21 protein-coding genes, 1 tRNA gene and 1 pseudogene are annotated in these 25455 nt (G+C 67.1%); 13 read left to right on the top strand and 10 right to left on the bottom strand.

Annotated elements, in window-relative coordinates:
* Positions 1–245 precede the first annotated feature (245 nt).
* From ACEN2S_RS21050 to ACEN2S_RS21040, 3 genes are all read left to right on the top strand, one after another.
* Complete coding sequence (locus tag ACEN2S_RS21050; RefSeq protein ID WP_441870185.1) at positions 246–1496, top strand: ABC transporter permease; 1251 nt, start codon at positions 246–248, stop codon at positions 1494–1496.
* Positions 1497–1592: 96 nt separating this feature from the next.
* Complete coding sequence (locus tag ACEN2S_RS21045; RefSeq protein WP_441870183.1) at positions 1593–2504, top strand: ABC transporter permease; 912 nt, start codon at positions 1593–1595, stop codon at positions 2502–2504.
* Between the two features lie 87 nt (positions 2505–2591).
* A complete protein-coding gene (locus ACEN2S_RS21040; protein ID WP_441870181.1) occupies positions 2592–3128 on the top strand; it encodes a GNAT family N-acetyltransferase in 537 nt (178 codons plus the stop codon).
* 7 nt (positions 3129–3135) lie between these two features.
* Here the strand turns inward: ACEN2S_RS21040 and ACEN2S_RS21035 are convergent, their stop codons facing one another.
* The 7 genes from ACEN2S_RS21035 to ACEN2S_RS21005 all read right to left on the bottom strand — a co-directional run bounded on the left by ACEN2S_RS21035 (position 3136) and on the right by ACEN2S_RS21005 (position 9817).
* A complete protein-coding gene (locus ACEN2S_RS21035; RefSeq protein ID WP_441870179.1) occupies positions 3136–4083 on the bottom strand; it encodes an AEC family transporter in 948 nt (315 codons plus the stop codon).
* On the bottom strand, positions 4083–4883 hold the full coding sequence (locus ACEN2S_RS21030) for an MBL fold metallo-hydrolase (protein WP_441870177.1): 801 nt from the start codon (positions 4881–4883) through the stop codon (positions 4083–4085). Before ACEN2S_RS21030 ends, ACEN2S_RS21035 begins: the two co-directional genes overlap by 1 nt.
* On the bottom strand, positions 4880–5734 hold the full coding sequence (locus ACEN2S_RS21025; protein WP_441870175.1) for a TatD family hydrolase: 855 nt from the start codon (positions 5732–5734) through the stop codon (positions 4880–4882). Before ACEN2S_RS21025 ends, ACEN2S_RS21030 begins: the two co-directional genes overlap by 4 nt.
* Before the next feature lie 61 nt (positions 5735–5795).
* Positions 5796–6923, bottom strand: a complete 1128-nt coding sequence (locus tag ACEN2S_RS21020; protein ID WP_441870173.1) for a DNA polymerase III subunit delta' — start codon at positions 6921–6923, stop codon at positions 5796–5798.
* Complete coding sequence (gene tmk, locus ACEN2S_RS21015; RefSeq protein WP_441870171.1) at positions 6920–7540, bottom strand: dTMP kinase; 621 nt, start codon at positions 7538–7540, stop codon at positions 6920–6922. Before tmk ends, ACEN2S_RS21020 begins: the two co-directional genes overlap by 4 nt.
* Positions 7541–8692 (bottom strand): D-alanyl-D-alanine carboxypeptidase family protein, encoded by a 1152-nt coding sequence (locus ACEN2S_RS21010; RefSeq protein WP_441870190.1) that lies wholly within the window; start codon positions 8690–8692, stop codon positions 7541–7543.
* Positions 8693–8884: 192 nt separating this feature from the next.
* Positions 8885–9817, bottom strand: coding sequence for an SPOR domain-containing protein (locus tag ACEN2S_RS21005; RefSeq protein WP_441870169.1), 933 nt, complete (start codon positions 9815–9817; stop codon positions 8885–8887).
* 331 nt (positions 9818–10148) lie between these two features.
* Here ACEN2S_RS21005 and ACEN2S_RS21000 point away from each other — a divergent pair, with 331 nt between their 5' ends.
* The 9 genes and pseudogenes from ACEN2S_RS21000 (at position 10149) to ACEN2S_RS20960 (ending at position 21467) form a co-directional block, all read left to right on the top strand.
* Positions 10149–11297 (top strand): exonuclease SbcCD subunit D, encoded by a 1149-nt coding sequence (locus ACEN2S_RS21000; RefSeq protein WP_441870167.1) that lies wholly within the window; start codon positions 10149–10151, stop codon positions 11295–11297.
* Positions 11294–14383, top strand: a complete 3090-nt coding sequence (locus ACEN2S_RS20995; RefSeq protein WP_441870165.1) for an AAA family ATPase — start codon at positions 11294–11296, stop codon at positions 14381–14383. The genes ACEN2S_RS21000 and ACEN2S_RS20995 overlap by 4 nt, the downstream gene beginning before the upstream one ends.
* A gap of 397 nt (positions 14384–14780) precedes the next feature.
* Positions 14781–15179, top strand: a pseudogene (locus ACEN2S_RS20990) (DUF805 domain-containing protein); the annotation flags it as partial.
* 11 nt (positions 15180–15190) lie between these two features.
* On the top strand, positions 15191–15976 hold the full coding sequence (locus ACEN2S_RS20985) for a hypothetical protein (protein ID WP_441870163.1): 786 nt from the start codon (positions 15191–15193) through the stop codon (positions 15974–15976).
* Positions 15969–17321: a hypothetical protein gene (locus tag ACEN2S_RS20980; protein ID WP_441870161.1), complete on the top strand. Its 1353-nt coding sequence runs from the start codon at positions 15969–15971 to the stop codon at positions 17319–17321. Before ACEN2S_RS20985 ends, ACEN2S_RS20980 begins: the two co-directional genes overlap by 8 nt.
* A complete protein-coding gene (locus ACEN2S_RS20975) occupies positions 17308–18264 on the top strand; it encodes an AAA family ATPase (protein ID WP_441870160.1) in 957 nt (318 codons plus the stop codon). Before ACEN2S_RS20980 ends, ACEN2S_RS20975 begins: the two co-directional genes overlap by 14 nt.
* Position 18265: 1 nt before the next feature.
* Positions 18266–19582 (top strand): DUF58 domain-containing protein, encoded by a 1317-nt coding sequence (locus ACEN2S_RS20970; RefSeq protein WP_441870158.1) that lies wholly within the window; start codon positions 18266–18268, stop codon positions 19580–19582.
* Complete coding sequence (locus tag ACEN2S_RS20965) at positions 19579–20607, top strand: stage II sporulation protein M (protein WP_441870156.1); 1029 nt, start codon at positions 19579–19581, stop codon at positions 20605–20607. Before ACEN2S_RS20970 ends, ACEN2S_RS20965 begins: the two co-directional genes overlap by 4 nt.
* Positions 20604–21467: an RDD family protein gene (locus tag ACEN2S_RS20960; protein WP_441870154.1), complete on the top strand. Its 864-nt coding sequence runs from the start codon at positions 20604–20606 to the stop codon at positions 21465–21467. The genes ACEN2S_RS20965 and ACEN2S_RS20960 overlap by 4 nt, the downstream gene beginning before the upstream one ends.
* Positions 21468–21903: 436 nt before the next feature.
* Here ACEN2S_RS20960 and ACEN2S_RS20955 read toward each other — a convergent pair.
* Together ACEN2S_RS20955 and ACEN2S_RS20950 are read right to left on the bottom strand one after the other, a co-directional pair.
* Positions 21904–21993 (bottom strand) — tRNA-Ser (locus tag ACEN2S_RS20955).
* Positions 21994–22089: 96 nt separating this feature from the next.
* Complete coding sequence (locus ACEN2S_RS20950) at positions 22090–23469, bottom strand: L-serine ammonia-lyase (RefSeq protein WP_441870152.1); 1380 nt, start codon at positions 23467–23469, stop codon at positions 22090–22092.
* A gap of 366 nt (positions 23470–23835) precedes the next feature.
* Between ACEN2S_RS20950 and ACEN2S_RS20945 the strand changes: the two genes are divergently transcribed.
* Positions 23836–24747 (top strand): DMT family transporter, encoded by a 912-nt coding sequence (locus tag ACEN2S_RS20945; protein ID WP_441870189.1) that lies wholly within the window; start codon positions 23836–23838, stop codon positions 24745–24747.
* Here the strand turns inward: ACEN2S_RS20945 and ACEN2S_RS20940 are convergent.
* A complete protein-coding gene (locus ACEN2S_RS20940; protein ID WP_441870150.1) occupies positions 24744–25406 on the bottom strand; it encodes a thiamine diphosphokinase in 663 nt (220 codons plus the stop codon). The two genes, ACEN2S_RS20945 and ACEN2S_RS20940, sit on opposite strands and share 4 nt — an antisense overlap.
* Between the last annotated feature and the right edge of the window lie 49 nt (positions 25407–25455).

The raw sequence follows: 25455 nt of genomic DNA, 5'->3' as shown, positions 1-25455 counted from the left end.
GGGGGGGGGGGGTGGGGGGGGGGGGGTGGGGGGGGTGGGGGGGGGGGGGGGGGGGGGGGGGGTGGGGGGGGGGGGGGGAGGTGGGGGGGGGGGGGGACACCCCCCCCCCCCCCCCCCGCCACCGCCGCACCACCCCCGCGGCAGGGCACCCCTGACCCATGTCGACCCGCGCAGATGAGGCTGAGCCCGCACCCCTCTGGGGGACGCTGCCCCCACATCTGCCGCCCGGTGTCAAAGGACCGATGATGACCGATATGACCGCCCCGCTGACCACTGCTGACGGGATGCCGCTGAAAGAAGCGCTCGCCCACTCGCAGCGCCGCGCCAAGCGCCGCGCCCTGACGCTGGTGGCGCCGCTGTTCCTCTTCGTGCTGATCAGCTTTGTGTTTCCCATCGGCCAGATGCTCTGGCAGTCGATCTACAATGACAGCTTCTCCTCGGCCGCTCCGGCGCTGGGGAAATGGTTTGACGAACATCCCGCCGGGTCCGAGATCGACGAGACGGCCTATGCCGCCCTCGCCGCCGATCTGGTCACGATGAAGAACGACAAGACCGCAGGCTCTGCCGGGACCCGGATCAACTATGATTATTCCGGCACGCGCAGCCTGTTCACCGGCTCGGCCCGCAAGGCGGACAACCTGACCCCGCCCTACAAGGACGCGCTTCTGGCCATTGATGCCAAATGGGGCGATCCGGCATTGTGGCAGGTGATGCGCGGTGCCTCGCATGCCTATACGGCGGATTTCTACCTCGCCGCGCTCGACCTCACGCATAATGCCCAGGGCGAGATCGTGAAGGTCGATGAGGGGCAGGCGATCTACAAGCTCCTGTTCACCCGCACCTTCGCGCTTTCGCTCCTGATCACCTGCTGCTGCCTGATCCTCGCCTTTCCGATCGCGCATCTGCTGGCGATCCTGCCGATGGCCAAATCCAACCTGCTGATGATCCTGGTGCTGCTGCCGTTCTGGACCTCGCTTCTGGTGCGCACCACCTCCTGGATGGTGCTGCTGCAAAGTCAGGGCGTGGTGAATGACATTCTGGTGGCGCTGGGCATCATCGGCGAGGATGGCCGCATCCAGATGATGTACAACCAGATCGGCACCATCATCGCGATGACGCATATCCTGCTGCCCTTCATGGTGCTGCCGCTCTATTCGGTGATGCGGCCGATCCCGCCCAGCTATGTGCGCGCGGCCCGCAGCCTCGGCGCCACCAGCTGGACCGCCTTCCGCCGCATCTATCTGCCGCAGACCCTGCCGGGGATCGGCGCGGGCGCGCTCCTCGTCTTCATCCTCGCGGTGGGCTATTACATCACCCCCGCGCTGGTCGGCGGCGCCGATGGCCAGTTGGTCTCGAACCTGATCGCCTTCCACATGCAAAAGTCGCTGAACTGGTCGCTCGCCGCTGCTCTCGCCGGTCTTCTCCTCTTCGGCGTGCTGATCCTCTACTGGCTCTACGACCGTCTCGTCGGCATCGACAATCTGAAACTGGGCTGACGGCTCGCCGCCTTTGCCTGATTGAAAATATCCCGGGGGTCCGGGGGCAGCGCCCCCGGCGTCACCGCCCAAGACGACCCCGCCAAGGAGACCCAGATGGCCCTGCCCACCTACGCCACCCCGCTGGAAAAGACCTGGTACTACACGTTTCGCGTCATTTGCGCGCTGATCTTCCTGTTCCTGATCGCGCCGATCCTGATCGTGATCCCGCTCTCGTTCAACGCCGAGCCCTATTTCACCTTCACGCCCAAGATGCTCTCCTTCGACCCCGAGGGCTACAGCCTGCGCTGGTATGCCAATCTGGTGACCTTTGGCATGGTGGCCCCCGAGACCGCTCAAGGGGCGGGCTGGTGGGCCGATCTGTGGGATAACTCGCAATGGCTGCAGGTGACCAAGCATTCGATCATCATCGGGGTCTTCTCGACCATCGTCGCCACCGGCCTTGGCACGCTCGCCGCGCTCGGGCTCTCGCGTCCCGAAATGCCCTACCGCCGGCTGATCATGGCGGTGCTGATCTCGCCGATGATCGTGCCGGTCATCATCACCGCCACGGGCCTGTTCTTCTTCTACTCCAAAACCGGGCTGGCCTACAGCTATCCGGGCATCATCCTCGCCCATGCCACACTGGGCATCCCCTTCGTGATCATCACCGTCACCGCCACCCTCGTCGGCTTTGACCAATCGCTGATCCGCGCGGCGGCCAGCCTCGGGGCCAATCCCCGCACCACCTTTTTCAAGGTGATCATGCCGCTGATCCTGCCGGGTGTGGTTTCGGGCGCGCTCTTTGCCTTTGTCACCTCATTTGACGAGGTGGTGGTGGTGCTCTTTGTCGCCGACCACAGCCAGCAGACCATCCCGCGCCAGATGTGGAACGGCATCCGCGAGCGCATCAGCCCCGAGATTCTGGCGGCGGCGACGATCCTCGTGATCATTTCGATCGCGCTGCTGACCACGGTGGAATTGCTGCGCCGCCGGTCCGAGCGTCTGCGCGGGGTCACGCCGCACTGAGCTGCCGCCGACCGCAAGGGACAAGCGCGCCGGGCGACCGGCGCGCTTTTCGCTTTCCATGGCGGCGCGAATGGATTTTATGGACCTATGCCGGAAACCGCGATCATCCGCCCCCTTATGGCCCGGACGCATGCCGATGCTGTGCTGACCTTTTACCGTCGCGCGGCGGATTATGTGCAGCTGGAGACCGGCACACTGCCGGACATGGGTCTGGTTGAAGAGTTTTTTGCCGATGTGCCGCCGGGATGTGATCCCGCGCGCTCGCTGAAGCTGGGGCTCTATCTGCCGCACCCGCAGGGGGACGGGGCGGGCGAGGGCGCGCCGGTGCTGGCCGGCATTGCCGATCTGGGCTTTGGCTATCCCGAGGCCCGCGACGCCTATCTCGGCCTGCTCTTGCTCGCGCCGGAGGCGCGGGGGCAGAATTGGGGCCAGCGCTTCCTGCGGCATCTGCGGCGAGAGGCCGAATTGCGCGGTGCTAGGCGCCTGGTGCTGGCGGTGCTGGCAGACAACCCGCGGGGCCGGGCGTTCTGGGAGCGTGAGGGCTTTCGCATCGAACTCACGACACCGCCGATGCAAATGGGGCGGCGGCTGAATGTGCGCCACCGGATGGTCCTCGATCTCTGAGCCGCGCTCAGGGCAGAATGGCCAGCCAGATCCAGATCGTCAGCACCGACACGGCGGTCGCCACCAGCACCGAGGAGGCCGAGACGCGTTTGGCCACGCCGTACATATTGGCAAAGAGGTAGGCATTCACCCCCGGCGCCATTGCCGCCGTCATCACGGCCGAGCGAAGTCCCGCCGTGTCGAGGTGAAAGGCATAGCGCGCCAGAAGATAGGCGATGCCCGGATGCACGACGAGCGAGCAGAGCGTGACCATGACGATCGGCTGTACATCCCCCTCGGGACGGTAGCGGAAGAGCACGCCGCCAAGGCCAAAAAGCGCGGCGGGCAGCGCGGCGGCGGCCATCATATCCATCGCCGACCAGATCGGCTTTGGCAGATCGAGGCCGAGGGCCGCCAGCGCCTGAATGACAAAGCCGCAAAGAATGCCCAGCACCAGCGGCGTGCGCAGCACCCCGGCCAGCGCCTTCAGCGCCACCTGCGGCAGCGAATTGGCACTGCCGCGTGAGCGCACCGCCTCCATCATCGTGATCCCGATCGTGTAGAGCATCGGCGAATGGATCGAGATGATGGCGAAATTCCCGGTCAGCGCGGCGGTGCCATAGGCGCGCTCGGTGATCGGGATGCCGAGGAGGAGGGAGTTGGAAAACAGGCAGCAGAACCCGATGGCGACGCAATCGGTCGCCGGGCGGTTGAAGAGATAGCGCGCGCCCAATAGACCGATCCCGAACGAGGCAAAGGCCCCGATGTAGAACGAGAGCATCAGCCCCGCATCATATCCCGCGTGCAGATCGAGCCGCGCGATGGAGCGCGCCAGCAGCACCGGCACGGCGAAATTCTGCGCGAAACGCATCACCCCCTCGACCGCGCTTTCCGAGAAAAGCCCCCGCCAGCTCACGACATATCCAAAGCCGATGACCAGAAACACCGGCAGGATGACGTCGAGAAGGTTCTGCATCAGACGGGGAACTCCAGCACCAGGCCGTCATAGGCCGGGCGAATATGGTCAGGGGTCTCGGCGGCCAGCGTGTCATGGTCGAGGTCGAGATGCATGTTGGTCAGCACGGCACTGGCGGGTTGCGCCCGCTCGATCCATTCCAGCGCCAGCGCCAGATGCGCATGCGTCGGATGCGGTGTGCGGCGCAACGCGTCGAGGATCCAGCAGTCGAGGCCCTGCAAATGTGCCGCCCAGACCGGCTCGGGGATGGCCGAGACATCGGGCAGATAGGCGAGGCCGCCGATGCGGAAGCCCAAAGCCGGGATATTGCCATGCTCCACCTCGAACGGCGTAAAGGCGATCTCGCCCCCGGCGCCGGCGATGCTGAACGGCCCCCGGATCGTGTGCAGATCGCAGATCGGGGGGTAATTGCTGTCCTCGGGCTGCACGAAAACATAGGCGAAGCGGTCGATCAGCGCCGCTTGCGTCGGCTGGTCGGCCCAGACGGGCAGGCGGCGGCGCATGTTGAAGGTGATCTGGCGCAGGTCATCCAACCCATGCACATGGTCGGCATGCGGATGGGTATAGACCACCGCATCCAGCGTTCCGACACCCGCCGCGAGGAGCTGGGCGCGCATGTCGGGCGAGGTGTCGATCAGCACGCGTGTGGTGCCCTCCGGCCCCAGCCGTTCGACCAGCATCGAGCAGCGCAGGCGGCGGTTCTTGGGGTTGGTCGGATCGCATTCCCCCCAATCGCCGCCGAGCCGCGGCACCCCGCCCGAGGAGCCACAGCCAAGGATGGTAAAACGCAGACGGTTCATGCAGGCACCTGTGGCGTCCGGGCGGCCTTCCAGAACAGCCGGTCGAAATTGGCCGAGGTTTGCGCCGCGAAATCGGGGTAGCTGAGGCCGAACACCTCGGCCCCGCGCCGGGCGGTGTGGGCGGTATAGGCGGGTTCATTGCGGCGGCCCCGATGCGGCGGCGGCGCGAGATAGGGGGCGTCGGTCTCGACCAGAATCCGGTCGAGCGGGGCGGCCGCGAAAATATCGCGGATCTCCTGGCTTTTCGGGAATGCAGTGATGCCCGACATCGACAGGTAAAAGCCGAGATCGAGCGCGGCTTTCGCCAGTTCCGGCGAGGAGGTGAAGCAATGCATGACGCAAGTGAAGGCGCCTGCGTGGAATTCCTCGGTCAGGATCTGCGCCATATCGGCATCGGCATCGCGCGAATGGATGATCAGGGGCAGGCGGGTCTGCCGCGCCGCCTCGATATGGATGCGGAGCGAGGTTTTCTGCGCCTCGGCGCTGTCGGCGGAATAGTGGTAATCCAGGCCGGTCTCACCCAGACCCACGAATTTCGGATGCCGGGCGAGGGCGACCAACTCCTCGACGCTCGTCATCTTTTCCTCGCCCGCCCGCATCGGATGCGTACCGGCGGCGTAAAACACGCCCTCATATGCCTCGGCAATCGCGCGGACATTGGCCTCGGTGTGCAGTTTGGTGCAGATGGTGACCATGCGCGTGACCCCCGCCGCACGGGCGCGGGCGATGATCTCGGGCAGTTCGCCGTCAAAATCCGGGAAATCGAGGTGGCAATGGCTGTCGACGATTTCGGGCAGGGCTTCGGTCGCAGGACCAGTGGTTTGGGGCATATCGTCGGGCTTCGGGCTCATCTGCCGTCCTCAAAGTATTGGGTCAGAATGCGGGGGCCGGGGCGGGCCCGGTCAGACGCGCTCAGGCGGCGGCACCCTCTGCCACTGCGGAAATCTCCAGAACCATATCCATGACCAGCGCGGCAGGGTCAAGGTTGACCGCCTGTCCATGCCGCGCGCGCGCGCCCAGCGACTGGTGCAATGCCGCCCATTTGCGCGCCCGCCCCATATCCGGGCAAAGCCGCGCCATCAGCGCCGCTTCACCGGGCGCCGCCTCGGGCTGCGGCGGGCCCATCACACCCGTGCGCGCCAGGCGCGACAGGAACAGGTCCATCAGCCCCAGCATCAGGTCAAACTTCGCCTCATTGCCGCGCCCGGTCGAGGCTTCGGCCAGTGCCAATGCGCGGGGGCGGTCAAGCCGGGGCAGGGTGGAGAAGAGATCCACCAGACGGCCATAGCTTTTCAGCCCATCGAGGTTCACCAGCCGGATCGCCTCGCCGACCGAGCCGCCCGAAAGCGCCGCGAGCGCCACCGGATCTTCGGGATGCGCGCCCGCCGCGACCAAAGCCTCGGCCATATCGGCGGCATCGAGCGTGGTCAGCCGCAACTCGCGGCAGCGCGAGCGGATGGTGGGCAAAAGCCGCGCGGGCTGATGCGCGATGAGCAGGATGGTGCAACCGGCGGGCGGCTCTTCCAATAGTTTCAACAGCGCATTGGCGGCCGAGGTGTTCATCTCATCGGCGCAATCGACAATCGCCACCCGGCGGCCGCCATCGGCAGAGGAAAGCTGGAAAAAGCTCTTCAGCTTGCGGATTTCCTCAACCGTGATGTCCTGTTTCAGGCGGTTGGCTTTTTCGTCATAGGGGCGGCGGGTCAGCTGCAAACGCGGCTCGGCCAGCGCCGCCATCCGCCGGGCCACCGGGTGCTGCGGGTCGATGTCCAGACTGGCAGGGGGGGGCGGCGCGCCAAAAAGGCCATCTTCCTCGGCCTCGGGTGTGGCGATCAGAAAGCGTGCGATCCGCCAGGCGAGCGTGGCTTTGCCGACGCCGCGCGGCCCGGTGATCAGCCAGCCGTGGTGCAGCCGCCCGGTGGCATAGGCCTCGAGAAAGGCCGCTTCCGCGCGCGACTGGCCCAGCAGGCGGGCGGTGTCGCGCGGATGCGGTGCCCCTTCGACGCGGTCGGGTTCGGGATGGCCCTCGTCACCGCTCATCCGCGGGCCTCCAGCGCGGCGCGGGCGATGGCGGTGACATCGGCGGCAACGGCTTCGGGCGCGCGGTCGCCGTCAATCACCCGGAAACGCGGGGCGAATTCCTTTGCCAGCGCCAGAAAGCCCGCCCGCATTTTCTCCTGCATCGGCAGGCCGAAATCCTCAAACCGTTCCTCATGCCCCTTGCGGCCCAAGGCGCGGCCAAGGCCGACGGCGGGGTCAATATCGATCAGAAACGTCAGGTCCGGCTCGCGGCCGATCATCATCTGATGCAGGGCATCCACCGTGGCGCGCAGATCGCCGCGCGAGAGGCCCTGATACATCCGCGTGCTGTCGGCAAAGCGGTCGCAAATCACCACCTCACCCGCCGCCAGCGCCGGGTTGATCGTGCGCTCCAGATGGTCGCGCCGGGCGGCGGTGAACAGAAGGAGCTCGCTCTCGGCTGACCAGCGGTCGGGGTCCCCCTCCAGCACCAGCCGGCGGATCTCCTCAGCGCCGGGCGAGCCGCCGGGCTCGCGCGTGGCGCGGACCACATGGCCCTCCGCATGCAGGGCCTCGGCCAACAGCCGCGCCTGCGTGGATTTGCCGGATCCGTCGATGCCTTCAAAGGTGATGAACATTCAGCTGCCCGAAGCGTCCATCGCCCGGCTCATCAGCCGCCCCACGGCGGTTTTCAGCCGGACGCTGAAGCCGCCCGGGGCCACATCGCTTTCCGCCACCAGATCCACCCGGTGCTGCGCCATGCCCGGCACGTCGATCACCAGCTCGCCCAGCTTTTGCCCGGCGGTGATCGGGGCCTCGACCGGGCCGGAGAACTCGGCCTTGGCGCTGACGCCATCCGCCGCCAGCGCGGGCAGGAGAAGCGAGACATCGCCGCCCGGCACCAGCCCGACGCTCGGCGCAGCCCCCAGCCAGACCGGCGCTTCGGCCAGATGCTGGCCCTTGGTCGCCACCGTCTTTTTCACAAACTGCCGAAAGGCCCAGTTGGCCACCGCTTCGCCTTCCTTGGCGCGCGCGGTGTCGCTCTCCAGCCCGGTGATCACGAAAACCACGCGGCGGTCGCCCTGTTGCGCCGAGCCGACGAGGCCATAGCCCGCTTCTTCGGTATGGCCGGTTTTCAGCCCGTCCGCCGTCCAGTCGCCGCCTTCGCCGAGTTTTAGCAGCGGGTTGCGGTTGTGGCTGTTGGCCGGGGCGCGGTCTTCGTAGTTGAACTGCAACATGCTGAAGAACGGGTAATATTCCGGGAACTGCGTGATGAGGCGCGTGGCCAGAATGCCCAGATCATGCATCGACATCCGCTGGCCCGGATCCGGCCAGCCTGACGCATTGGCGAAATGCGAATTTTCCATGCCGAGCGCCTTGGCCCGCTCGGTCATCAGTTTGGCGAATGCTTCTTCCGAGCCCGCCAGCCCTTCGGCCACCACCACACAGGCGTCATTGCCCGAGTTGATGATGATGCCGTGGATCAGATCCTCGACCCGCGGGCGGTCCATCTCATTGAGGAACATGGTCGAGCCGCCCATCGCCTTGGCGCGGCTCGAGACCGAAAACTGGGTGTCCATCGTGACGCGCCCGTCCTTCAGCGCCTCGAACAGCATGTTCAGCGTCATCAGCTTGGACATGGAGGCGGGGGGCAGCGGCGTGTCGGCGTTTTTCGACAGCAGAACGGTGCCGGTCGAGATGTCATAGACCCAGGCCGCCGTCGCATTGGTTTCGAAATGCGGCTCTTGCGCCAGAAGCGGCGCGGGCAGGGCGAGGGCCAGGCAGAGCATCAGCGCATGCCGGAGGGCGGAGCCGGCACGGCGGGCCTTGCGGGCGCGGGTGAGCGGGGTCGGCTGGGTGCTGTGGGTCATGCGGGTCATCGGATCGGTCCGGTTCAGTTCGCCCCGAAGCTGTGGGGCTTGAGATGGGCCCCGGCCGCCTTCCCGCTGGGAGAGGGGGCCGGGTCAGGCAGACGCGCCAGATCAGCGCGTCACGGCATAGGCATCGGAATATCCGAGCCCTTTGATTTTGGTCAGCATGGCCTCGCGCGCGGTGACATCGGCGGCAGGGCCGGCCACGACGCGCCAGAAGGTTTTGCCTTGGCTGGATTCGGTTTTCACCGTGGCGGTGACACCGGCCGCGCTCATTTGGCTGGCGGCGCGTTTCGCATTGGCTTCGGTGCTGAAAATGCCAATCTGGATCAGCATCTTGCCGCTCGCGGCCGGGGTGGATGCGGGTTTGGCGGGCGCGGGAGATGCCGCCGGGCTGGCGGCCGCTTTCGGCGCGGCAGCGGCGGGTTGCGCGGCAGGCTTGGTTTCGGCCTGCGCGATCGCCCCGGCGGCGGCGCTGGTGATCTGGTCGATCGGCCGCGCCTCGATGCTCTCGCTGGCCAGGGCGCCGCCGGGCGCGGCGACCACATCCGATGCGGCGTCGGGGGCCTCGACGGCCTCCGCCCCTGCGGCCTCTTCGCGCGTCAGCGCCACGACCGAGAGTTTGGCCGGCTGCCCGGCCAACATGCCCAAGGCGGCCGCCGCATCCGAGGAGACCTGGAATTTCGGGCCGGGATTGTCCAACTCGCGGCGGAACAGCGCGCCGATGACGAATTTCCCGTTGGCGGTGTTGCGGATGATCACCCGTTCGGGGTCTTTCACCGTCGGATGCGCCACCCAGACCCCGCCGAGCGAGGGGCGGCCATCCCAGAGGCCCTGATCATCGACCGAGAAGATTTCCGGCGCTTCGACATCGCGCTCGACCAGGCGGGTGGAGCTGGCGCTGCGCGGGGCGGTGTCGGATGCGCCCGACCCGCCTTTGCCCCCGAGAAAGCCCGGGGCGCTGTCGCATCCGGCCAGGGTCATCCCGATCACCATCAGCCCCGCGATGCCCACGACCTTCGGCTGCAACACCCGTCTTGCCATTCTGCCCCCTTGGCGGCCGTGGCCGCTCGCTGCCGGATCCGCCCTTGCCGGGCCGTTTCATTGTCGCATCGGTCAGCCAGCTGCCTGCCCGTCGCCATCCGATGCGCGGGAACCTTATCCGCTTGGGCGTTGCAAGAAAAGTGCGCAAGCAGCGCTGATGCGGTTTTCAGCCGCCCCGGGCCTGTCAGAAATCCGTGATCGGGCGGTGCCGCGCGGTGGCCGGGCGCCCGTCGCGCCGGCACGCCCGGCGGCGGGGCGGGAGTTGCCTTGACTTCCCGGGGCGCAGTCCCTCTAAAAATCATGTCGCTTTCAAACAGATGTTGGGTCCTTCATGCGCATTCTTCACACCGCCGACCTGCATCTGGGCCGCCAGTTCAACGGAATCGCGCTCGAGGCGGATCAAGAGGCCATTCTGGCGCAGATCGTGCAGGCGGTTGTCGCGCATCGGGTGGATGTGCTGGTGATCGCGGGGGATATTTTCGACCGCGCCGCGCCGCCTTCCACCGCGGTGCGGCAGTTCAACGGCTTTTTGACACGCATCGCGCAGGAGAGCTCGGCGGCGGTGGTGATGATCGCGGGCAATCACGATTCCGGCGACCGGATCGAATCCATGTCGATCCTGACCGACCGGCGGCGCGCGCTGATCCGGGGGGCGCTTTGCGCCGAAGAGCCGCCGCTGATCCTCTCGGATGCGGCAGGGCCGGTGGCGTTCTCTGCGCTGCCCTTTGGCTATGAATATGCCGCGCGCGCGTGTTTTGACGATGAAAGCATCCAGAACCCCGAAGATGTGCTGGCCGCGCAGGTTGCGGCAGCCCGCCGCCATCTGCCCCCGGACGTGCGCTGGGTGATCGTGGCCCATGCCTTTGTGGCGGGTGCCGAGAACAGCGATGCCGAGCGCCCGCTGGCGCGGGTCGGCGGGATCGAAACGGTTCGCCCCGAGATCTTTGCCGGGGCGCAATATGTCGCGCTGGGGCATTTGCACCGCCCGCAGGCGATCAGCTTTCCGCATGTCTGCTATTCCGGCGCACCGCTGGCCTTTGGCTTTGACGAGGCGGAGGCCGCCAAATCCATGAATCTGGTCGAGATGGACGCCGAAGGCGGTGTGCAGATCGAGGTGCTGCCGTTTGTGCCTCTGCGCCGGGTTCGGGTGCTGCGGGGGACGCATGCCGAATTGCTGCTCGCGCCGCCGTCCCAAGATCTGATCAAGGCGATCCTGACCGATCCGGTGCCGGTGATTGACGCGATGAAGCGCCTGCGCGAGGTGTTCCCCAATGCTTGCGACCTGACCTATGCGCGCGACGCCGCCGCGCCGGAGGTGAAATCGGCGCTGACGCGGGGGCGGCAGGTGACCGATCCCTTGACGGTGGTGGGCGATTTCCTCGAAGGCGTGCGCGGCGAGCGGATGCGCCCGGAGGAACTGGCCGTGGTGGCGCGCAGCCTGCATGCGCTCGATCGCGATGATGCGGGAGAGGCGGCATGAGGCCGGTCCGGCTGACGCTGCAGGCCTTTGGCCCCTATGCGGGCCGCGAGGTGATCGATTTTCGCGCGGCAGTGGCGGCGGGGCTGTTTGGCATTTACGGCCAGACCGGTTCGGGCAAATCCACCATCTTCAGCGCGATGACCTTTGCGCTCTTTGGCGAGGCGGCAAAATCCGAGCAGGAGGCCAGCTCCCTGCGCTCGGACCATGCGGGCGCGGATCTGCTGACCGAGGTGGAGCTGGTCTTTGACATCGGCGCCAACCGCTATGTGATCCTGCGCCGGCCCGAGCAGCGCCGCCCCAAGCAGCGCGGGCAGGGCGAGACGCGCGAGCCGCATGAGGCGTTCTTGTTCGACGCGACCGGGATGGCGCTGGGGGAGATCACCGCCGGGCATCGCGGCAAGATCCTGGCCGAGAAAAAGGTGGGCGTGGTGGCCGCGGCGGTGGTTGATCTGCTGGGCTATGGCCCGGCGCAGTTCCGCCAGATCGTGCTCTTGCCGCAGGGCCGGTTTGAGACCTTCCTCGCCGCCAAGACCAAGGAGCGGGTCGAGATCCTGCGCGAACTTTTCGATGTCTCGCTCTACCGGCGCCTGGTGGCGCGGACCCGGGCCGAGGCCGAGGCGGCGGAGCGCGAGATCCGTGAAGAGCGGGCGCTTTCGGTGCGCCGTCTCTCGGCTGAGGGGTTCGAGAGCGCCGAGGCCCTGACCGCCGGTATTGTGACGGTGACCGCCGCGCAGGTGCTTGAGCAGGAGGCGGCCGCGCGCAGCCGGGCTCTGGTCGCGGGCGCCCAGCAGGCGCTGCAGGCGGCGCAGGCGGTCGAGATGCAGTTTCAGGCGGCGATCTCTGCGCAGGAGGCCCGGGCGGCGGTGCGGGCGCAGGTGCCCGACATGGCGCAGCTGGCGGCGCGGTTGCGCGATGCGGAAGGTGCGCGCGGGCTTCTGGATGTGGAGGCGCTGGTGCTGAAGGCCGCGGCCGAAGCGACGGCGGCCGCCGGGGAGGTGCAGGCGAAGGAGGAGCTGGCGGCCGCGGCCGGGGCGGCGGCGGCAACGGCTGCCGGGGCACTGGCGGCCGAGCAGGCCCGGGCGGATGAGACAGACATGCTGCGCCGCCAGGTGGAGACGCTGGCGCGGCATCAGGAGGTTCTGGTGCAGGCGGCCGGGATGCGCGATGCCACCCTGCGGGCCGATCAACAGGCAAAAGCGGCGCAAGCGGCGCATTCGGGGGCGGTGGCGGCTCTTGCCTCGCTCGCCGAGGCGCGCAAGCGGCAGGCAGAGGTGCTGAAAGCTGCCCGCCAAACCGCCGAGGCCCGTCAAAACCTGACCGTCGTGCTGGCGCAACGCGAGGCGGCACGGGCCGCCGCCGAGGTTTTCGAGACGGCGGAGGCTGCCCGGGTGCAAGCGGCGCAGGACGTGGCGCGGCAAGAGGGCCTCTGTGCGGCGGACCGCCAGCGGCTGTCAGAAGCCCGCGCGGCGGTGGAGGCCGCCACCGCGCATCTGGCGCAGGCGCAGGCGGCGCAGCTGGCGGCGCAGTTGCGCCCCGGCGCGCCCTGTCCGGTCTGTGGTGCCGAGACGCATCCCGCCCCCGCGCAAGGCGGCGCGGCAGAGGCGGGTCTGGAAGGGGCGGGTCTGGACGAGGCCGCCCGCCGCGCCACATCGCTTTGGGAGCAGGCGGATGCGCAAGCGCGCCGCAGCGAAGGCGCGCTGGGCGTGGCGCAGGGCGCGCTTGCCGTGCGCGCGCAGAGCCTGGCCGCTTTGACCCGCCCGGCGGACAGCGCCGCCAGCTTGCGCGCGGCCGAGGCGGAAACCCGCAAGGCGCTGTCGGCTTTGCCCGCGCCGGGTGATCTTGGGGAGGCTGAGGCGCAACTTGATCGGCTGGATCAGGAGATGGCCACCGCCGAGACCACCCGCGATCAGCGGCGTGACGCGCGCGCCGAGGCGGAGACCGGGGCGGCAACGGCGCAGGCACGGTTGGCCGAGATGCTTTCGGTGGTGCCCGAGGCGCTGCGCGATCCGGCGGCCCTCGCGCAGACCCTTGCGCGCGAGCAGGGCGCCTTGCGGGCGCGTGTCGCGGCGCAGCAGGCGGCGGAAACGGCGGCGCAAGCCACCCGCGAGGCGGACCTGTCGGCGCGCAAGGATCTTGAGGCGGCGGAGCGTTACGCGGCGCTTTGCCACGAACGCCACGCGGATGCGGCGCGTGATCTGGCGGCGCGGCTGTCTGCGGCGGGGCTGACCGCGGCGGCGTTTGCGGCGCTCAAACCCGCGATTGCCAGCATTGATGCCGACCGCGCAACATTGGCCGAGCACGACCGCCGCCTGCGCAATGCCGAAGAGGCGGCGGCGTCCCTGGCGGCGGCCATTCAGGGGCTGGAGCGCCCCGATCTTGACGCCGCGGCGGCGGATCTGGCCGCGGCCGAGGTGGCGCTGACCGAGGCGAACGCCACGGCGGCCGCGACCGGGGCACGGCGGGCGCAGCTGGCGGCGCTGCAGGACGAGCTGACCGCCACCTTCGCGCGACTGGAGGCGGCAGAGGCGGCAACGGGCCCGCTTCGGGAGCTGGCGGCGCTGTTTGACGCCAAGAATGCGCTGAACCTTGATCTGGAGACCTTTGCCATCGGGGCGATGTTCGATCAGGTGCTGGGTGCCGCCAATCAGCGGCTGGGGCCGATGACCTCCAACCGCTACCGTCTTGAGCGCGAGATGGAGGGCGCCGGGCGCGGGCGGCGTGGTCTGGGGATACAGGTCTTTGACATCTTTACCGGCAAGGCGCGCCCGACCGCGACCCTGTCGGGCGGCGAGACCTTCATCGCCGCTTTGGCGCTGGCGTTGGGGCTGGCCGATATCGTGGAAAGCGCCAGCGGCAAGGTGCGGCTTGATACGATCTTTATTGACGAAGGTTTCGGCAGTCTGGACACCGAAAACGGCTCGGGCACGCTGGAGCAGGTCTTGCAGGTGCTGGGAACTTTGGTCAGCCAGAACCGGGCTGTGGGCCTGATTTCGCATGTGCCCCTCGTGCAGGACGCCATCCCCAACGGGTTTTATGTGCGCAAGGATCTGAGCGGCAGCCATGTCGAGGCCCGCGGTCTGCTCTGAGGGGGGCACGGCGGTGCTTGCGCCGTCAGCGTTGCTCATGCGCGGTTGCTCCTGTGCGGTCGTGGCGCGGGGCCGTGGGAGGGACGGAGGTTCGGGGGGTGACGGTGCGCCCTGTTCGGCGGTCAGGCATGGCCCGTCCGATCCGGCGGCATCTGCCGGCGGGCGCGTGCCCGTCGTTGCGTGTCCGTCGTTGCGTGCCCGTTGTTGCGTGCGGGTGGATGCGTGCCCGTCAGTCTGCGCCCGTCGGCGGGGGGGCGCTTCCGGCATTTGCGGGCGCTTGCCAATGATCACGATTTCGTTAAGTCTGGCGCCATAAGACGTTTTGATTTTGGAGTTGGTGATGGGATTTTCAGAAGCCGTGCGCAGCTGTTTGCGTGAAAAATAGTTCCGTTTTTCCGGGCGCGCCGCGCGGTCTGAATTCTGGTGGTTCACGCTGTTCATGTGGCTGGTGATGCTGGTCGCGGGCGCGGCGCTGGGCGGCCTGTTCTTCGGTGTGGCCAGCAACAGTTTCGGCAATGGCGTTGGCATTGTGGGCTGGCTTTTGATCATCATCGGCGCTGTCGTGTTTGTGGCGCTGCAACTGCCCGCCATCGCGGTGACGGTGCGGCGGTTCCACGACAAAAACCTGTCGGGCTGGTGGGTTCTGGGCTTTTACATCGGTTCGAACATCCCGGTCATCGGCATTGTAATCGGCATCGCGACGCTGGTTGTGCTGCTCCTCAAGGGCACAGAGGGGGCGAACCGCTTTGGCCCCGATCCGCTCAATCCGTTGAGTGACGCCGCCGTTTTCGCCTGATGGTCGGTGACATGGCAGGGTCTGGCGCTTGGCCCGCACGGGTTTCACTGATCCTGTCCCTGACCTGCCTTGCGCCCCTCGCGGCGGTGGCGCAGGCGGCCGAGAACGACAGTTACCGTATCCTTGAGGTGGTGAACCCGCCCGGGGTCACGCCCGTGTCCCCGGATGCCACGGCCTACCGGGCGCGGGCCGCTGCACTCGGGGTGCGGACCGATGTCAGCTACGTCACACGGCTGGAGGGGAAGCTTGTTTCCGGCAAGGAAGATCAAAGCGCCGATTTCGTAGCGCCCGATTTTTCCGGCTCGGGCAGGGGGCTTGGCGTGGCGCTGGCGCTATTCTTGATTGTCGCGGCGCTGGTGGCCTGGGCGAAATTCGGCGGCGGTGGCGCGTTGCTGGCCCGCGCACCGCGGGAGGCGAAAGCCAAAGGCGCCACTGCACCGGACGGCTGGCAGATTTCGGCGGCGGAGGCGGTGCGCCATCCGGCGCAGCTTCTCGCCGAGATTGCGTCGATGCCGGATCGGGGGGCGGCGCTCGTGCTTTTGTTGCGCCATTGCCTGCTGAGCGCCGGGGCCGCGACACAAACCCGCTTTGCCCGCTCGGATACCGAGCGGAGCGCTTTCGCGCGCCTGCCCGGCCGGTACGCGCATCGGCAGGGGCTGGGCACGATCCTGACCACGGCGGAGCTGGCGCATTATGGCGGCCGCCCGGTCGGCGCCAGCAGCTTTGAGGCGGCTTTGCAGGCGGCCCGCGCGTTGCTTTTGGGGCAGGCCCCGGGCGGAGAGGGCGCGCATGGCTGAGCGGTCGGGTGGCGCATCGGGGCTGCTGATTGGCCTTGGCATTCTGGGCGTGGCGGGGCTTGGGCTCTTGCTGGCCTTTGCGGCGCAGGGTGCGCGCGACCGGCAGCTGGACGCCTCGCCCATCGGCTTTGGCGCATTGACCGGCACGCTGAAAGCGGCGGGCATCGCGGCGCGGGCGTCGCATCCCTATCAGTCGCCTTTGGTGGAGGATCTGGGGCTGCGGATCCTGCCGCTCTATGACCTCGATCTGCACCGCACCTCTGACACGCCGCGCGACCGTGCCGACCGGATCGCTGCCACCAGCCTGCGCGATATTGACGAAGAGACGCTGGCGACCAAGCTGTCGGAAATTCCCACGCTGATCATGCTGCCCAAATGGAGTGGCGCGATGGTTGAGCTGGGGGTAGCGCATCGCCAATCCTTGCTCGCGCGGTCGTCACTGCGGCGGGTCTTGCGGCAGATTGGCGTTTCCCGCGTCGAGGTTCAGCAGGCGGGCGCGGCATTTTTGCCCGCCACGATGCCGGAGGGGCAAGAGATGGCCCTGTTTCACGCCCAAACCTTTGAGCGCGCGACATTGCCGAATTCCTGCACAGAAATCATCGGGATGACGGCTGGCGCGCTGGTGGTTTCGTGCCAGATGACGGGGGGCGAGGGGCCGGTTTTGCTCCTTTCTGACCCCGATCTGCTGAACAATCACGGGTTGGCGGTGGCCGAAAATGCGGCTTTCGCGCCAAGACTGGTGGCAGAGCTGATCCCGGCGGACCGGCCGCAAACCGTTTATGTCGATTTCAGCCCCGATCTTTTGACCGCCGTTGACCGCGATGATGAGCGGCAGGATTACACCCGCGGCAGTGCCGAATTCGCGCGCTTTCTGACCTATCCCTTTGGCCTGTTCTGGGCGGCGCTGCTGATCGTTCTCGGGGTGGTGTTCTGGCGGGGCCAGCGCCGCTTTGGCCCCGTTGCCGGGGTGGGGGCCGGGCCGAGTTCCGGGCCGAGTTCGGGGGACACCGGCATCACCCGGGACCGCTCGAAACGGCTGTCGCTGGGGGCGAAAGCGCGCCTTTTGCGGCTGTCGGGGGCCGATGCCCGGTTGGCCGCCGATTTCGTGCAGGCCGATCTGCAGGATCTGGCGCAAACCTTCTTCGGGCGCGAGGCGAGCGCGGGCAGCACCGAGCGGGTGCTGGCGCTGCTGACCCGGCGCGACCCGGCCCTCGCGCGCGACTTCGCGGAAACCAGCCGCCGACTGACCGGCGATGCCGCACTCGGGCCGGCAGCGCTGATGCGCGCGCTCGATCAATACCAATCCCTTCGCAAGAAAGTCCTAGACCATCATGGATCTGCCTGAATTTCAAACGCTCGCCGCTGACATCCGCCACGAAATCGGCTCTGTCGTCCAAGGGCAGGCGCCGCTGATCGACATGCTGCTGATCGGGGTCTTTGCGCGCGGCCATTGCCTGCTGGAAGGCCCGCCGGGCACGGCGAAAACCCTGCTGGCGCGCAGCCTCGCGCAGGTGATTGATCTGACCTTCGGGCGCATCCAGTTCACCCCCGACCTGATGCCGGGGGATGTGCTGGGGGTGAACCTCTTCAACTTTGAAACCAACAGCTTTCGCCTGACGCAGGGGCCGGTTTTCACCGACATCCTGCTGGCCGATGAAATCAACCGCGCGCCGCCCAAGACGCAATCCTCGCTCTTGCAGGCGATGAACGAGCGTGAGGTGACGATTGACGGCACCTCCTATGCGCTGGGGGGTGATTTCTTCGTGCTGGCGACGCAGAACCCGATTGAGCAGCACGGCACCTATCCGCTGCCCGAGGCGCAGCTGGACCGGTTCCTGTTCAAGCTTTTGGTGGATTTTCCGGATCGTCAGGCCGAAATCGACATTCTGACCCAGAATGCCGGGCTGCCGCTCGCGGCCGACAGCGGGCGCGTCAACCTGCGCAAGATCCTCTCGCGTGAGGCGCTGCATGCGGGGCATGCCTTGGTGGATTCGATCCGCCTCGATCCGACGATCCTGACCTATATCGTCGATCTGGTCCGCGCGACGCGCCATGATGGCGACATCCTGCACGGCGCTTCGACCCGTGCCGCCGATGCGCTGGCCCGCGCGGTGCGCGCGAAAGCGGCGCTGGAGGGGCGCGATTATGCGCTGCCCGACGATGTGCAAAGCCTGTTCATCCCCGCGCTGCGGCACCGTCTGGTTCTGGGCCCCTCGGCCGAGATCGACGGGCGGCACCCCGATGATGTGCTGGCGATGATCCTGCAACGCGCCGACGCGCCGCGCTGAGATGCGTCCGGCCCGTTCTCTGATCGCGCTCTGCCTTGGCATCGCTGCGCTGAGCCTGTTGATCGGGCTGATCACGCCCGCGGGCGCGACCTATGCGCTGGTGCTCTGGGGCGGGCTGGCGCTGGTGGCGCTGGCCGATCTGCTGGCATCGCCCGGCCCGCGCCGCTACCGGCTGACGGCCGATGCGCCGGGTGCCGGGTTTGTCGGGTCGGAGGTGCCGCTGGCACTGACCATTGCCACGTTGTCGGGCGCCTTGCCCGCGCGGATCGCGCTGCGGTTGGGGCATGATGCGCATCTGGCGCCGGAAGCGGCTGAGGTCTCGTTGACGCCGGAGCCGGGGGCGCAGAGCCACGCACTTCAACTGCCGATCCGGCTGCGTGCGCGCGGGCAGGGGCGGCTGGACCGGCTCTGGCTGTGTTTCCCCTCGCGCTTTGGGCTGTTCGAGATCCTGCCCTCCTGGCCGCTGGATCTGACGATCAGCATTCATCCCGACATTGCGCCGGTGCTGAACGGCGACATCCAGATGCAGATGTTGCCGCTGACCGACGGGCTGAAAACCATGCGGCTGCGCGGGCAGGGGTCGGAGTTTCATCAGTTTCGGGACTTTCAGCCCGATATGGATCCGCGGATGATCGACTGGAAACGCTCGGCGCGGATGCACCGGCTGGTGGCGCGCGAAACCCGGGCCGAACGCAACCATCAGATCATCCTTTGCCTCGACAGCGGCCATCTGATGGGCGAGCGGATCGGGTCCCTCAGCCGTTTTGATCTGGCGTTGAATGCCGCCCTGGGGCTGGCCTGGGCCGGGGGGCTGGGCGGCGATACCGTGGGCTTTTACAGTTTTGGCAGCCGCCCGGGAAAATTCCTGCCGCCGCGTCCGGGGCGGGCAGCCTTCGGTCTGATCCGGGCGGAAACCGCTGACCTGTTCCCCGAAGAGGCGCAGAGCAACCATACGCTGGGCCTGACCCATCTGAACAGCATGGTGTCGCGCCGCTCGTTGGTGGTGGTGTTTTCGGATTTCTCGGACAGCGTCACGGTGGATCTGCTGGTCGAGAACCTCGCGGTGATCCGGCGTCAGCATCTGGTGCTCTATGTCGCGCTGCGCGACCCGGAGATATCGGCGCTGATGCGGCCCGAGCAGGGCGATCTCGACGCGGTGGCGCTGGCGGTTGCGGCCCGGCAGGTCACGCAGGAGCGGCAATCGGTGCTCGACCGGCTCAACCGGTTGGGGGTGCTGTGCCTCGACACCACGCCCGAGCGGCTGACGGCGGCGCTGATCTCGCGCTATATCGACATCAAAGCCCGGGAGCTGATATGAGCACCGCCCCGCAGGACCGCACCGATCTGATCCGCTCCTCGCGCTTTCGGGCCGAGCGGGAGGCCAGCTGGCGCCAGCTGGAGGCGCTGGTGACGCGCGCCGAAAAGGCAGGCGTCGCGGCGCTGGGATATGAGGCGGCGCGCGATCTGGCCAGCCTCTACCGGCAGGCGATGAACGCGCTCAGCCTTGCGCGGGCGATTTCGATGGATCAGGCGCTGGAGCGCTATCTCGAGGCGCTCTGCGCGCGCGCCTATCTGGTGGTCTATGCGCCGCAAGAAAGCATCCGCGGCGTGCTGGGCCGGTTCCTGACGCAACGGGTGCCACAGACGGTGCGGCGGGCCTGGCCGCCGCTGCTCTTGGGGTTTCTGGCAATGGCGCTGGGGGTGCTGGTGGGCTATGTGCTGTTTCAACAGGATCAGAGCTGGTTTTTCAGCTTTGTTCCCAGTGGCTTGTCGGACGGGCGCGCGCCGGGTGCCTCTGTGTCATATCTGCGGGACACGTTGTTTGACGGGGGCGGGCGCGACGGCGACACCATGGGTGTATTTGCCGCTTTCCTGTTTTCGCACAACACGCAGATTGCGATTTTCACCTTTGCTCTGGGGATCTTTGCCGCGCTGCCCAGTTTTGTGCTGACCTTTTACAACGGGCTGGTGCTGGGGGCGTTTTACGCGCTCTTTGCCTCGGCGGGGCTGGGATATGAGGCCTTTGGCTGGCTCTCTGTGCATGGGGTGACCGAGATTTCGGCGATTTCGATTGCCTGCGCGGGGGGCGCGCAGCTGGGGCTGGCAGTGCTGCAACCGGGCCATGAGACGCGGCGCGCGGCGCTGCGCCGGGTCGGGCCGGATGCGGTGACGCTGATGATCCTCGCCGGTCTGATGCTGATCGTCGCGGCCGGGATCGAGGGATTCCTGCGCCAGATCGTGCAGACGACGCAATGGCGTCTGGCGATTGGCTGGGGCGTCGGGGGGCTGTGGCTTTTGTGGGTTCTTTGCGGCGGACGCGCGCCGTCAGGGGGCCGCGGATGAAGGACAAGCGGCTGATCATTCACCCGCCGGAAGGGGTGCCGATCCAGTTCATGCTCGCCACCCGGGGCAGCCGCTTTGGCGCGCAGTTTCTGGATGTTTTGCTCACCTATGGCGGCCTGCTGCTGCTGATGCTGGTCTGGCTGCAGGTGCTGGACTTGTCCTTCATCGCAACGCTGTTCTTCCTGCTCGTTTTCCTGCTGCGCACCCCCTATTACATTTTTGCCGAGCTGGTCTGGAACGGCCGTACCCTGGGCAAAAAACTGACCAGGATCCGGGTGATCAGCGCCGATGGTACCCGCCTGAGCCCCTATCAGATCACCGCCCGCAATCTGATGAAAGAGATCGAGGTGTTTTTGCCCATCGCGATGTTGCTGGGCGACAGCGCTTTGGCCGGCCCCGAGCGTTGGGCGCTGTTTGGCTGGATGATCGCGGTGCTCAGCGTGCCGCTGTTCAACCGGCGCAACCAGCGTTTGGGCGATATTCTGGCCGGAACCCTGGTCGTCGAGCAGCCGGCGACGCTGTTGTTGCCGGATCTTGCCTCGCAGGCTGTCAGCGCCAAGGCAGGTTTTCGCTTCAGTCCGCAGCAATTGGGGATTTATGGGCGCTTTGAGTTGCAGGCGCTGGAAGCGATCCTGCGCGACCGGCCCCAGACGCCGCAGGCGCAGGCCCGGATTGACGCGATTGCACGCACGATCCAGCGCAAAACCGGCTATGAGGGGCCGGTGCTCGTGGCGGATCATTGGGATTTCCTGTCGGATTTTTACCGTCAGCAGCGCGGCTTTCTGGAAAGCCGTCATCTGATGGGCGACACGCGCGAGAACAAGTTTCACGAAACCACCAAGAATGTTGCCCGGTCCTGACTGTGGCGCGTGGCGTTGCCCGGGGGGCGGCATTGTTGTCCGATACGGGCAAGTTCCTGCCAGCAAAAGTGGTCTTTCCACCTCGGCTTTCCGGCCCGGCATTCACGCCCCCGGTTTTCCGCCTTGCTGGCCGCGCAGCTGTCATCCGTCGACTACCCGCGGGCATTGACGGCACAGCGGCAGCCACCGCCCAACCGGCGCGCGGAAATTGCTCTGTCGCCGCGATGATGCCGCAGAGCGGGCCCGCGGCGCGGGGTGTGACATGGGGGATGTGCAGGCGGCTCTGGCAGACAACAGCCTACGCGCGCGCAGGGGTTGTAAATTGTGATGAAAGACGAGACCGAAGCGTCTGTCGCAACCAAGCGCAAAAACTTAGGCTGATACGTCGGGGGGTGAGCCTGCCGCCGACAAATTCATGAACAATTTCAAGGATGATTGGCGGAAGCGGTGGGATTCGAACCCACGGTAGAGTTCCCCCTACGCTAGTTTTCAAGACTAGAGCCTTAAACCACTCGGCCACACTTCCTGCAGGCAAATCTCTAGCGGGCGGCGCGGCGAAGTTCAAGTATCGCGCAGCGGGGAATTGGGCGGCAGCGACCTCTGGCCGCGCCCGCCCCCGTTCTCAGCAATTCGGGACGTTGACCGCCAGCCCGCCCAGCGAGGTTTCCTTGTATTTCTCATGCATGTCGCGGCCGGTCTGGCGCATGGTCTCGATCGCCGCATCCAACGGTACCAGATGCGTGCCGTCCCCGCGCAGCGCGAGGCTGGCCGCCGAAACCGCCTTGATCGCGCCAAGGCCGTTGCGCTCGATGCAGGGCACCTGCACCAGACCCTTGACCGGATCGCAGGTCATCCCGAGGTGATGCTCCAGCGCGATCTCGGCGGCATTCTCGATCTGGGTGACCGTGCCGCCCAAAACCGCCGCCAGCCCCGCCGCCGCCATCGCTGCCGCCGAACCGACCTCGGCCTGACAGCCGCATTCGGCGCCCGAGATCGAGGCATTGTGCTTCACCAGCCCGCCCACGGCGGCGGCGGTCAGCAGGAACTCGCCCACCCGCGCGGCAGAGGCCCCCGGCACATGGTCGAGCCAGTAGCGGATCACCGCGGGCACCACGCCTGCCGCGCCATTGGTCGGTGCGGTCACCACCTGCCCCCCGGCGGCATTTTCCTCATTCACCGCCATCGCATAGGTCGACATCCAGTCGTTGATCACATGCGGCGCGGTCAGGTTCATGCCGCGCTCGGCGATCAGCGCGTCACGGATGCCCTTGGCGCGGCGCTTGACCTTCAGCCCGCCGGGCAGGATGCCCTCGGTCGCCATGCCGCGCTCAATACAGTCGTTCATCACCGACCAGATCCGCTTCAACCCGGCGTCGATCTCGGCATCCGTGCGAAAGCGCCGCTCATTGGCGCGTTTCATCTCGGCGATGCTCTTTCCGGAACCGGCGGCCATCTGCAGCATCTCGGCGGCGGTCTGGAACGGGAAGGGGACGGAGGAGGGGGTGCGCAGTGACTTGTCGGTGACGCCCGCCGCCTCATCGGCAGTCAGCACAAAGCCGCCGCCGATGGAATAATAGGTCTCTTGCGCGATCACATCGCCCTGGGCATCGGTGGCCATCAACACCATGCCATTCGCATGGCCCGGCAATGCGGGGCCGAAATCGAAGATCAGATCCTTGGCCGGATCAAAGACCAGCGCGGGCAGGCCCGGCGGGGCCAGGGTCAGGGTCTCGCGGTTGGCAGCGAGGGCGGCCTCGGCGGCGGTGGCGTCATAGGTCTCGGGCAGGAACCCGGCGAGGCCGAGGATCGTCGCGCGGTCGGTCGCATGGCCCTTGCCGGTGAAGGCGAGCGAGCCGTGCAGGCTGGCGCGCAGCCCATGCACCGCGAAGGGCAGCCCGCGCAGCATGTCCAGAAAGCGCGACCCGGCGACCATCGGCCCCATCGTATGCGAGGAAGAAGGGCCGACGCCCACCTTGAACATGTCGAAAACGCTGAGGAACATCCGGGGCCTTTCTGAGCTTTGCCCCAGACTGCCCGATTGCGCGCGGGGGGCAAGGCCGGAAAGCGACGTGATGGCGTCTGTTCTGGCCGTCTTGGGGTTCTGCCGGTGTGCGGCAAGTGCAGGGCCGGGCGGGGCTATCCCCCGGGGGGCGTGCTGCGTGGCGGGGCAGGGTGCCCGCCCGGGATGCGCCGGAGATCATGCCCGCAAATGCGGGCCGAGCATCGGCTGCACGGCAAGAATGACGCGGACAGACTTCAGGGGGCGGAAATGAGGATGGACGTCCGGCGGGGCGCTCGCTACCACTTGCGGATGAGCGCTCAAAACACACCCGCCGCCATCGTGCCGCCGCCTGTATCCACCGCCCTGATGGGGGCGGATCGGGTGATGCTGGGCGTCTCGCTGATGATCTTTTTCTGTCTGGTGGCGCCGCTGATCGACGTCTCCTCGAAACTGGCCTCGCAGGCGGTGCCGGTGGGCACGGTCACGCTGGCGCGCTTTGTGGTGCAGGGGCTGTTGATGCTGCCGGTGGTGCTGATCATGCGGCTGCCGATGTCCGTGACGCCCCGGGTGATCTGGCTGACACTGGCGCGGGCGGTGGTCTCGATCCTCGCCACCTATTGCTTTGTGGCGGCCGTGCAGGTGATGCCGATTGCCGATGCGCTCGCCATCGCCTTTGTCGAGCCGTTCATCATTCTGCTCATCGGCAAGCTGGCCCTGGGCGAGCAGGTCGGGCCGCGGCGTCTTGGAGCGGCGGTTGTGGGATTTGCCGGGGCGCTGGCGGTCATCCAGCCCTCTTTCGCGGCCTTTGGCGCCACCGCGCTGTTTCCGCTCGGCACGGCGCTGTTTTTCGCGCTTTACATGCTGATCACGCGCTCGCTGTCGCGCATCTCGCATCCGGTGGTGATGCAGATGCAGACGGCGGTGGTGGCGGCGGTGATCTGCCTGCCCATCCTGCTGGTCGGCACAGCGGCCGGTGCGCGCGAGATTGCCTTTGCCTGGCCCTCGGGGATCTTCTGGCTGTGGGTGTTCTGCGTCGGGTTGGCCGCCACCATCAGCCATATGGCGATGACCTATGCGCTGGCCTTCACCCCATCGGCGACACTGGCCCCGCTGCATTACCTCGAGATTGTCACCGCCACCCTGTTCGGCTTTGTCTTCTTCGGGGATTTCCCCGGCGGGCTGACCTGGAGCGGTATCGCCGTCATCGTCGCCTCCGGCCTCTATGTGATCCACCGCGAGCGGGTGAGCGCGGGCGGCCCGCGCCCTGACCGCGCCTAGGTGGCGAGGCCCATCGCCTCAAGCACCAGCCCCAAGGCATCGCAGGGCAGCATGACCAGACAGGGCCCGTCGAGCCACAGCGACACCGGTCCGGTCGCCTCATTGGAGGTGCTGACGCGGCCCGCGGGGCTGAGCGCCAGCCCGTCGATCGGCCAGCGCAGCCCGGTGGAGCGTCCGGTGACCGGCCCCATCGGATAGAGCGAGACGCGGCACCCCGGCGCCAGCGGCAGGTGCACCTCGGCCGGGGCCAGAAAGGTCAGATCCTCGCTGCCGATCAGAATGACAGGCTGCTGCGGATGACGCGCCAGAACCGTCATTGCTGCCAGCGTGTGGTCCAGCCGTTTGCCGGTGAACCCCAGCGCCAGATAAAACGGCGCCTGCGTATGAATCAGGCATTTCTCGAAATCGGTGCTGTCTTGTTCGGCGATGGGAAACTGCCGGGCGGCGGGAATCGCCTGCCGGGCGGCGTCCGAGACCGAGTCGAAATCGCCGATCACCGCATCGGGCATCTGCCCCAGAGCCAGCGCCACATCCGCGCCGCCATCGGCCGCGATCAGTTTGATCGCGAATCTGCCCGCTTGGTTAACGCCAAAGGCCGTAACCTCTCCCCCACCCATGAGAATTACGCCGTGCTGGAAGTGAAGAAGCGGTTCTGACATGCTGATACTCATGGCGAATAAGGCAAGACACTGCAATTGCTTGCGTCAA

This window comes from Phaeovulum sp. W22_SRMD_FR3, assembly GCF_052113705.1.
Lineage (GTDB): Bacteria > Pseudomonadota > Alphaproteobacteria > Rhodobacterales > Rhodobacteraceae > JBGQOG01.
Note: the sequence above shows the minus strand (reverse complement) of the source record. Positions and strands in the feature narration are given on the sequence as shown.

What these genes read in the sequence shown, in the direction of transcription:
- ACEN2S_RS21050 (WP_441870185.1), top strand. Translation starts at nt 246, where the DNA reads ATGACCGATATGACCGCCCCGCTGACCACTGCTGACGGGATGCCGCTG.
- ACEN2S_RS21045 (WP_441870183.1), top strand. Translation starts at nt 1,593, where the DNA reads ATGGCCCTGCCCACCTACGCCACCCCGCTGGAAAAGACCTGGTACTAC.
- ACEN2S_RS21040 (WP_441870181.1), top strand. Translation starts at nt 2,592, where the DNA reads ATGCCGGAAACCGCGATCATCCGCCCCCTTATGGCCCGGACGCATGCC.
- ACEN2S_RS21035 (WP_441870179.1), bottom strand. Translation starts at nt 4,083, where the DNA reads ATGCAGAACCTTCTCGACGTCATCCTGCCGGTGTTTCTGGTCATCGGC.
- ACEN2S_RS21030 (WP_441870177.1), bottom strand. Translation starts at nt 4,883, where the DNA reads ATGAACCGTCTGCGTTTTACCATCCTTGGCTGTGGCTCCTCGGGCGGG.
- ACEN2S_RS21025 (WP_441870175.1), bottom strand. Translation starts at nt 5,734, where the DNA reads ATGAGCCCGAAGCCCGACGATATGCCCCAAACCACTGGTCCTGCGACC.
- ACEN2S_RS21020 (WP_441870173.1), bottom strand. Translation starts at nt 6,923, where the DNA reads ATGAGCGGTGACGAGGGCCATCCCGAACCCGACCGCGTCGAAGGGGCA.
- tmk (WP_441870171.1), bottom strand. Translation starts at nt 7,540, where the DNA reads ATGTTCATCACCTTTGAAGGCATCGACGGATCCGGCAAATCCACGCAG.
- ACEN2S_RS21010 (WP_441870190.1), bottom strand. Translation starts at nt 8,692, where the DNA reads ATGCTCTGCCTGGCCCTCGCCCTGCCCGCGCCGCTTCTGGCGCAAGAG.
- ACEN2S_RS21005 (WP_441870169.1), bottom strand. Translation starts at nt 9,817, where the DNA reads ATGGCAAGACGGGTGTTGCAGCCGAAGGTCGTGGGCATCGCGGGGCTG.
- ACEN2S_RS21000 (WP_441870167.1), top strand. Translation starts at nt 10,149, where the DNA reads ATGCGCATTCTTCACACCGCCGACCTGCATCTGGGCCGCCAGTTCAAC.
- ACEN2S_RS20995 (WP_441870165.1), top strand. Translation starts at nt 11,294, where the DNA reads ATGAGGCCGGTCCGGCTGACGCTGCAGGCCTTTGGCCCCTATGCGGGC.
- ACEN2S_RS20985 (WP_441870163.1), top strand. Translation starts at nt 15,191, where the DNA reads ATGGCAGGGTCTGGCGCTTGGCCCGCACGGGTTTCACTGATCCTGTCC.
- ACEN2S_RS20980 (WP_441870161.1), top strand. Translation starts at nt 15,969, where the DNA reads ATGGCTGAGCGGTCGGGTGGCGCATCGGGGCTGCTGATTGGCCTTGGC.
- ACEN2S_RS20975 (WP_441870160.1), top strand. Translation starts at nt 17,308, where the DNA reads ATGGATCTGCCTGAATTTCAAACGCTCGCCGCTGACATCCGCCACGAA.
- ACEN2S_RS20970 (WP_441870158.1), top strand. Translation starts at nt 18,266, where the DNA reads ATGCGTCCGGCCCGTTCTCTGATCGCGCTCTGCCTTGGCATCGCTGCG.
- ACEN2S_RS20965 (WP_441870156.1), top strand. Translation starts at nt 19,579, where the DNA reads ATGAGCACCGCCCCGCAGGACCGCACCGATCTGATCCGCTCCTCGCGC.
- ACEN2S_RS20960 (WP_441870154.1), top strand. Translation starts at nt 20,604, where the DNA reads ATGAAGGACAAGCGGCTGATCATTCACCCGCCGGAAGGGGTGCCGATC.
- ACEN2S_RS20950 (WP_441870152.1), bottom strand. Translation starts at nt 23,469, where the DNA reads ATGTTCCTCAGCGTTTTCGACATGTTCAAGGTGGGCGTCGGCCCTTCT.
- ACEN2S_RS20945 (WP_441870189.1), top strand. Translation starts at nt 23,836, where the DNA reads ATGGGGGCGGATCGGGTGATGCTGGGCGTCTCGCTGATGATCTTTTTC.
- ACEN2S_RS20940 (WP_441870150.1), bottom strand. Translation starts at nt 25,406, where the DNA reads ATGTCAGAACCGCTTCTTCACTTCCAGCACGGCGTAATTCTCATGGGT.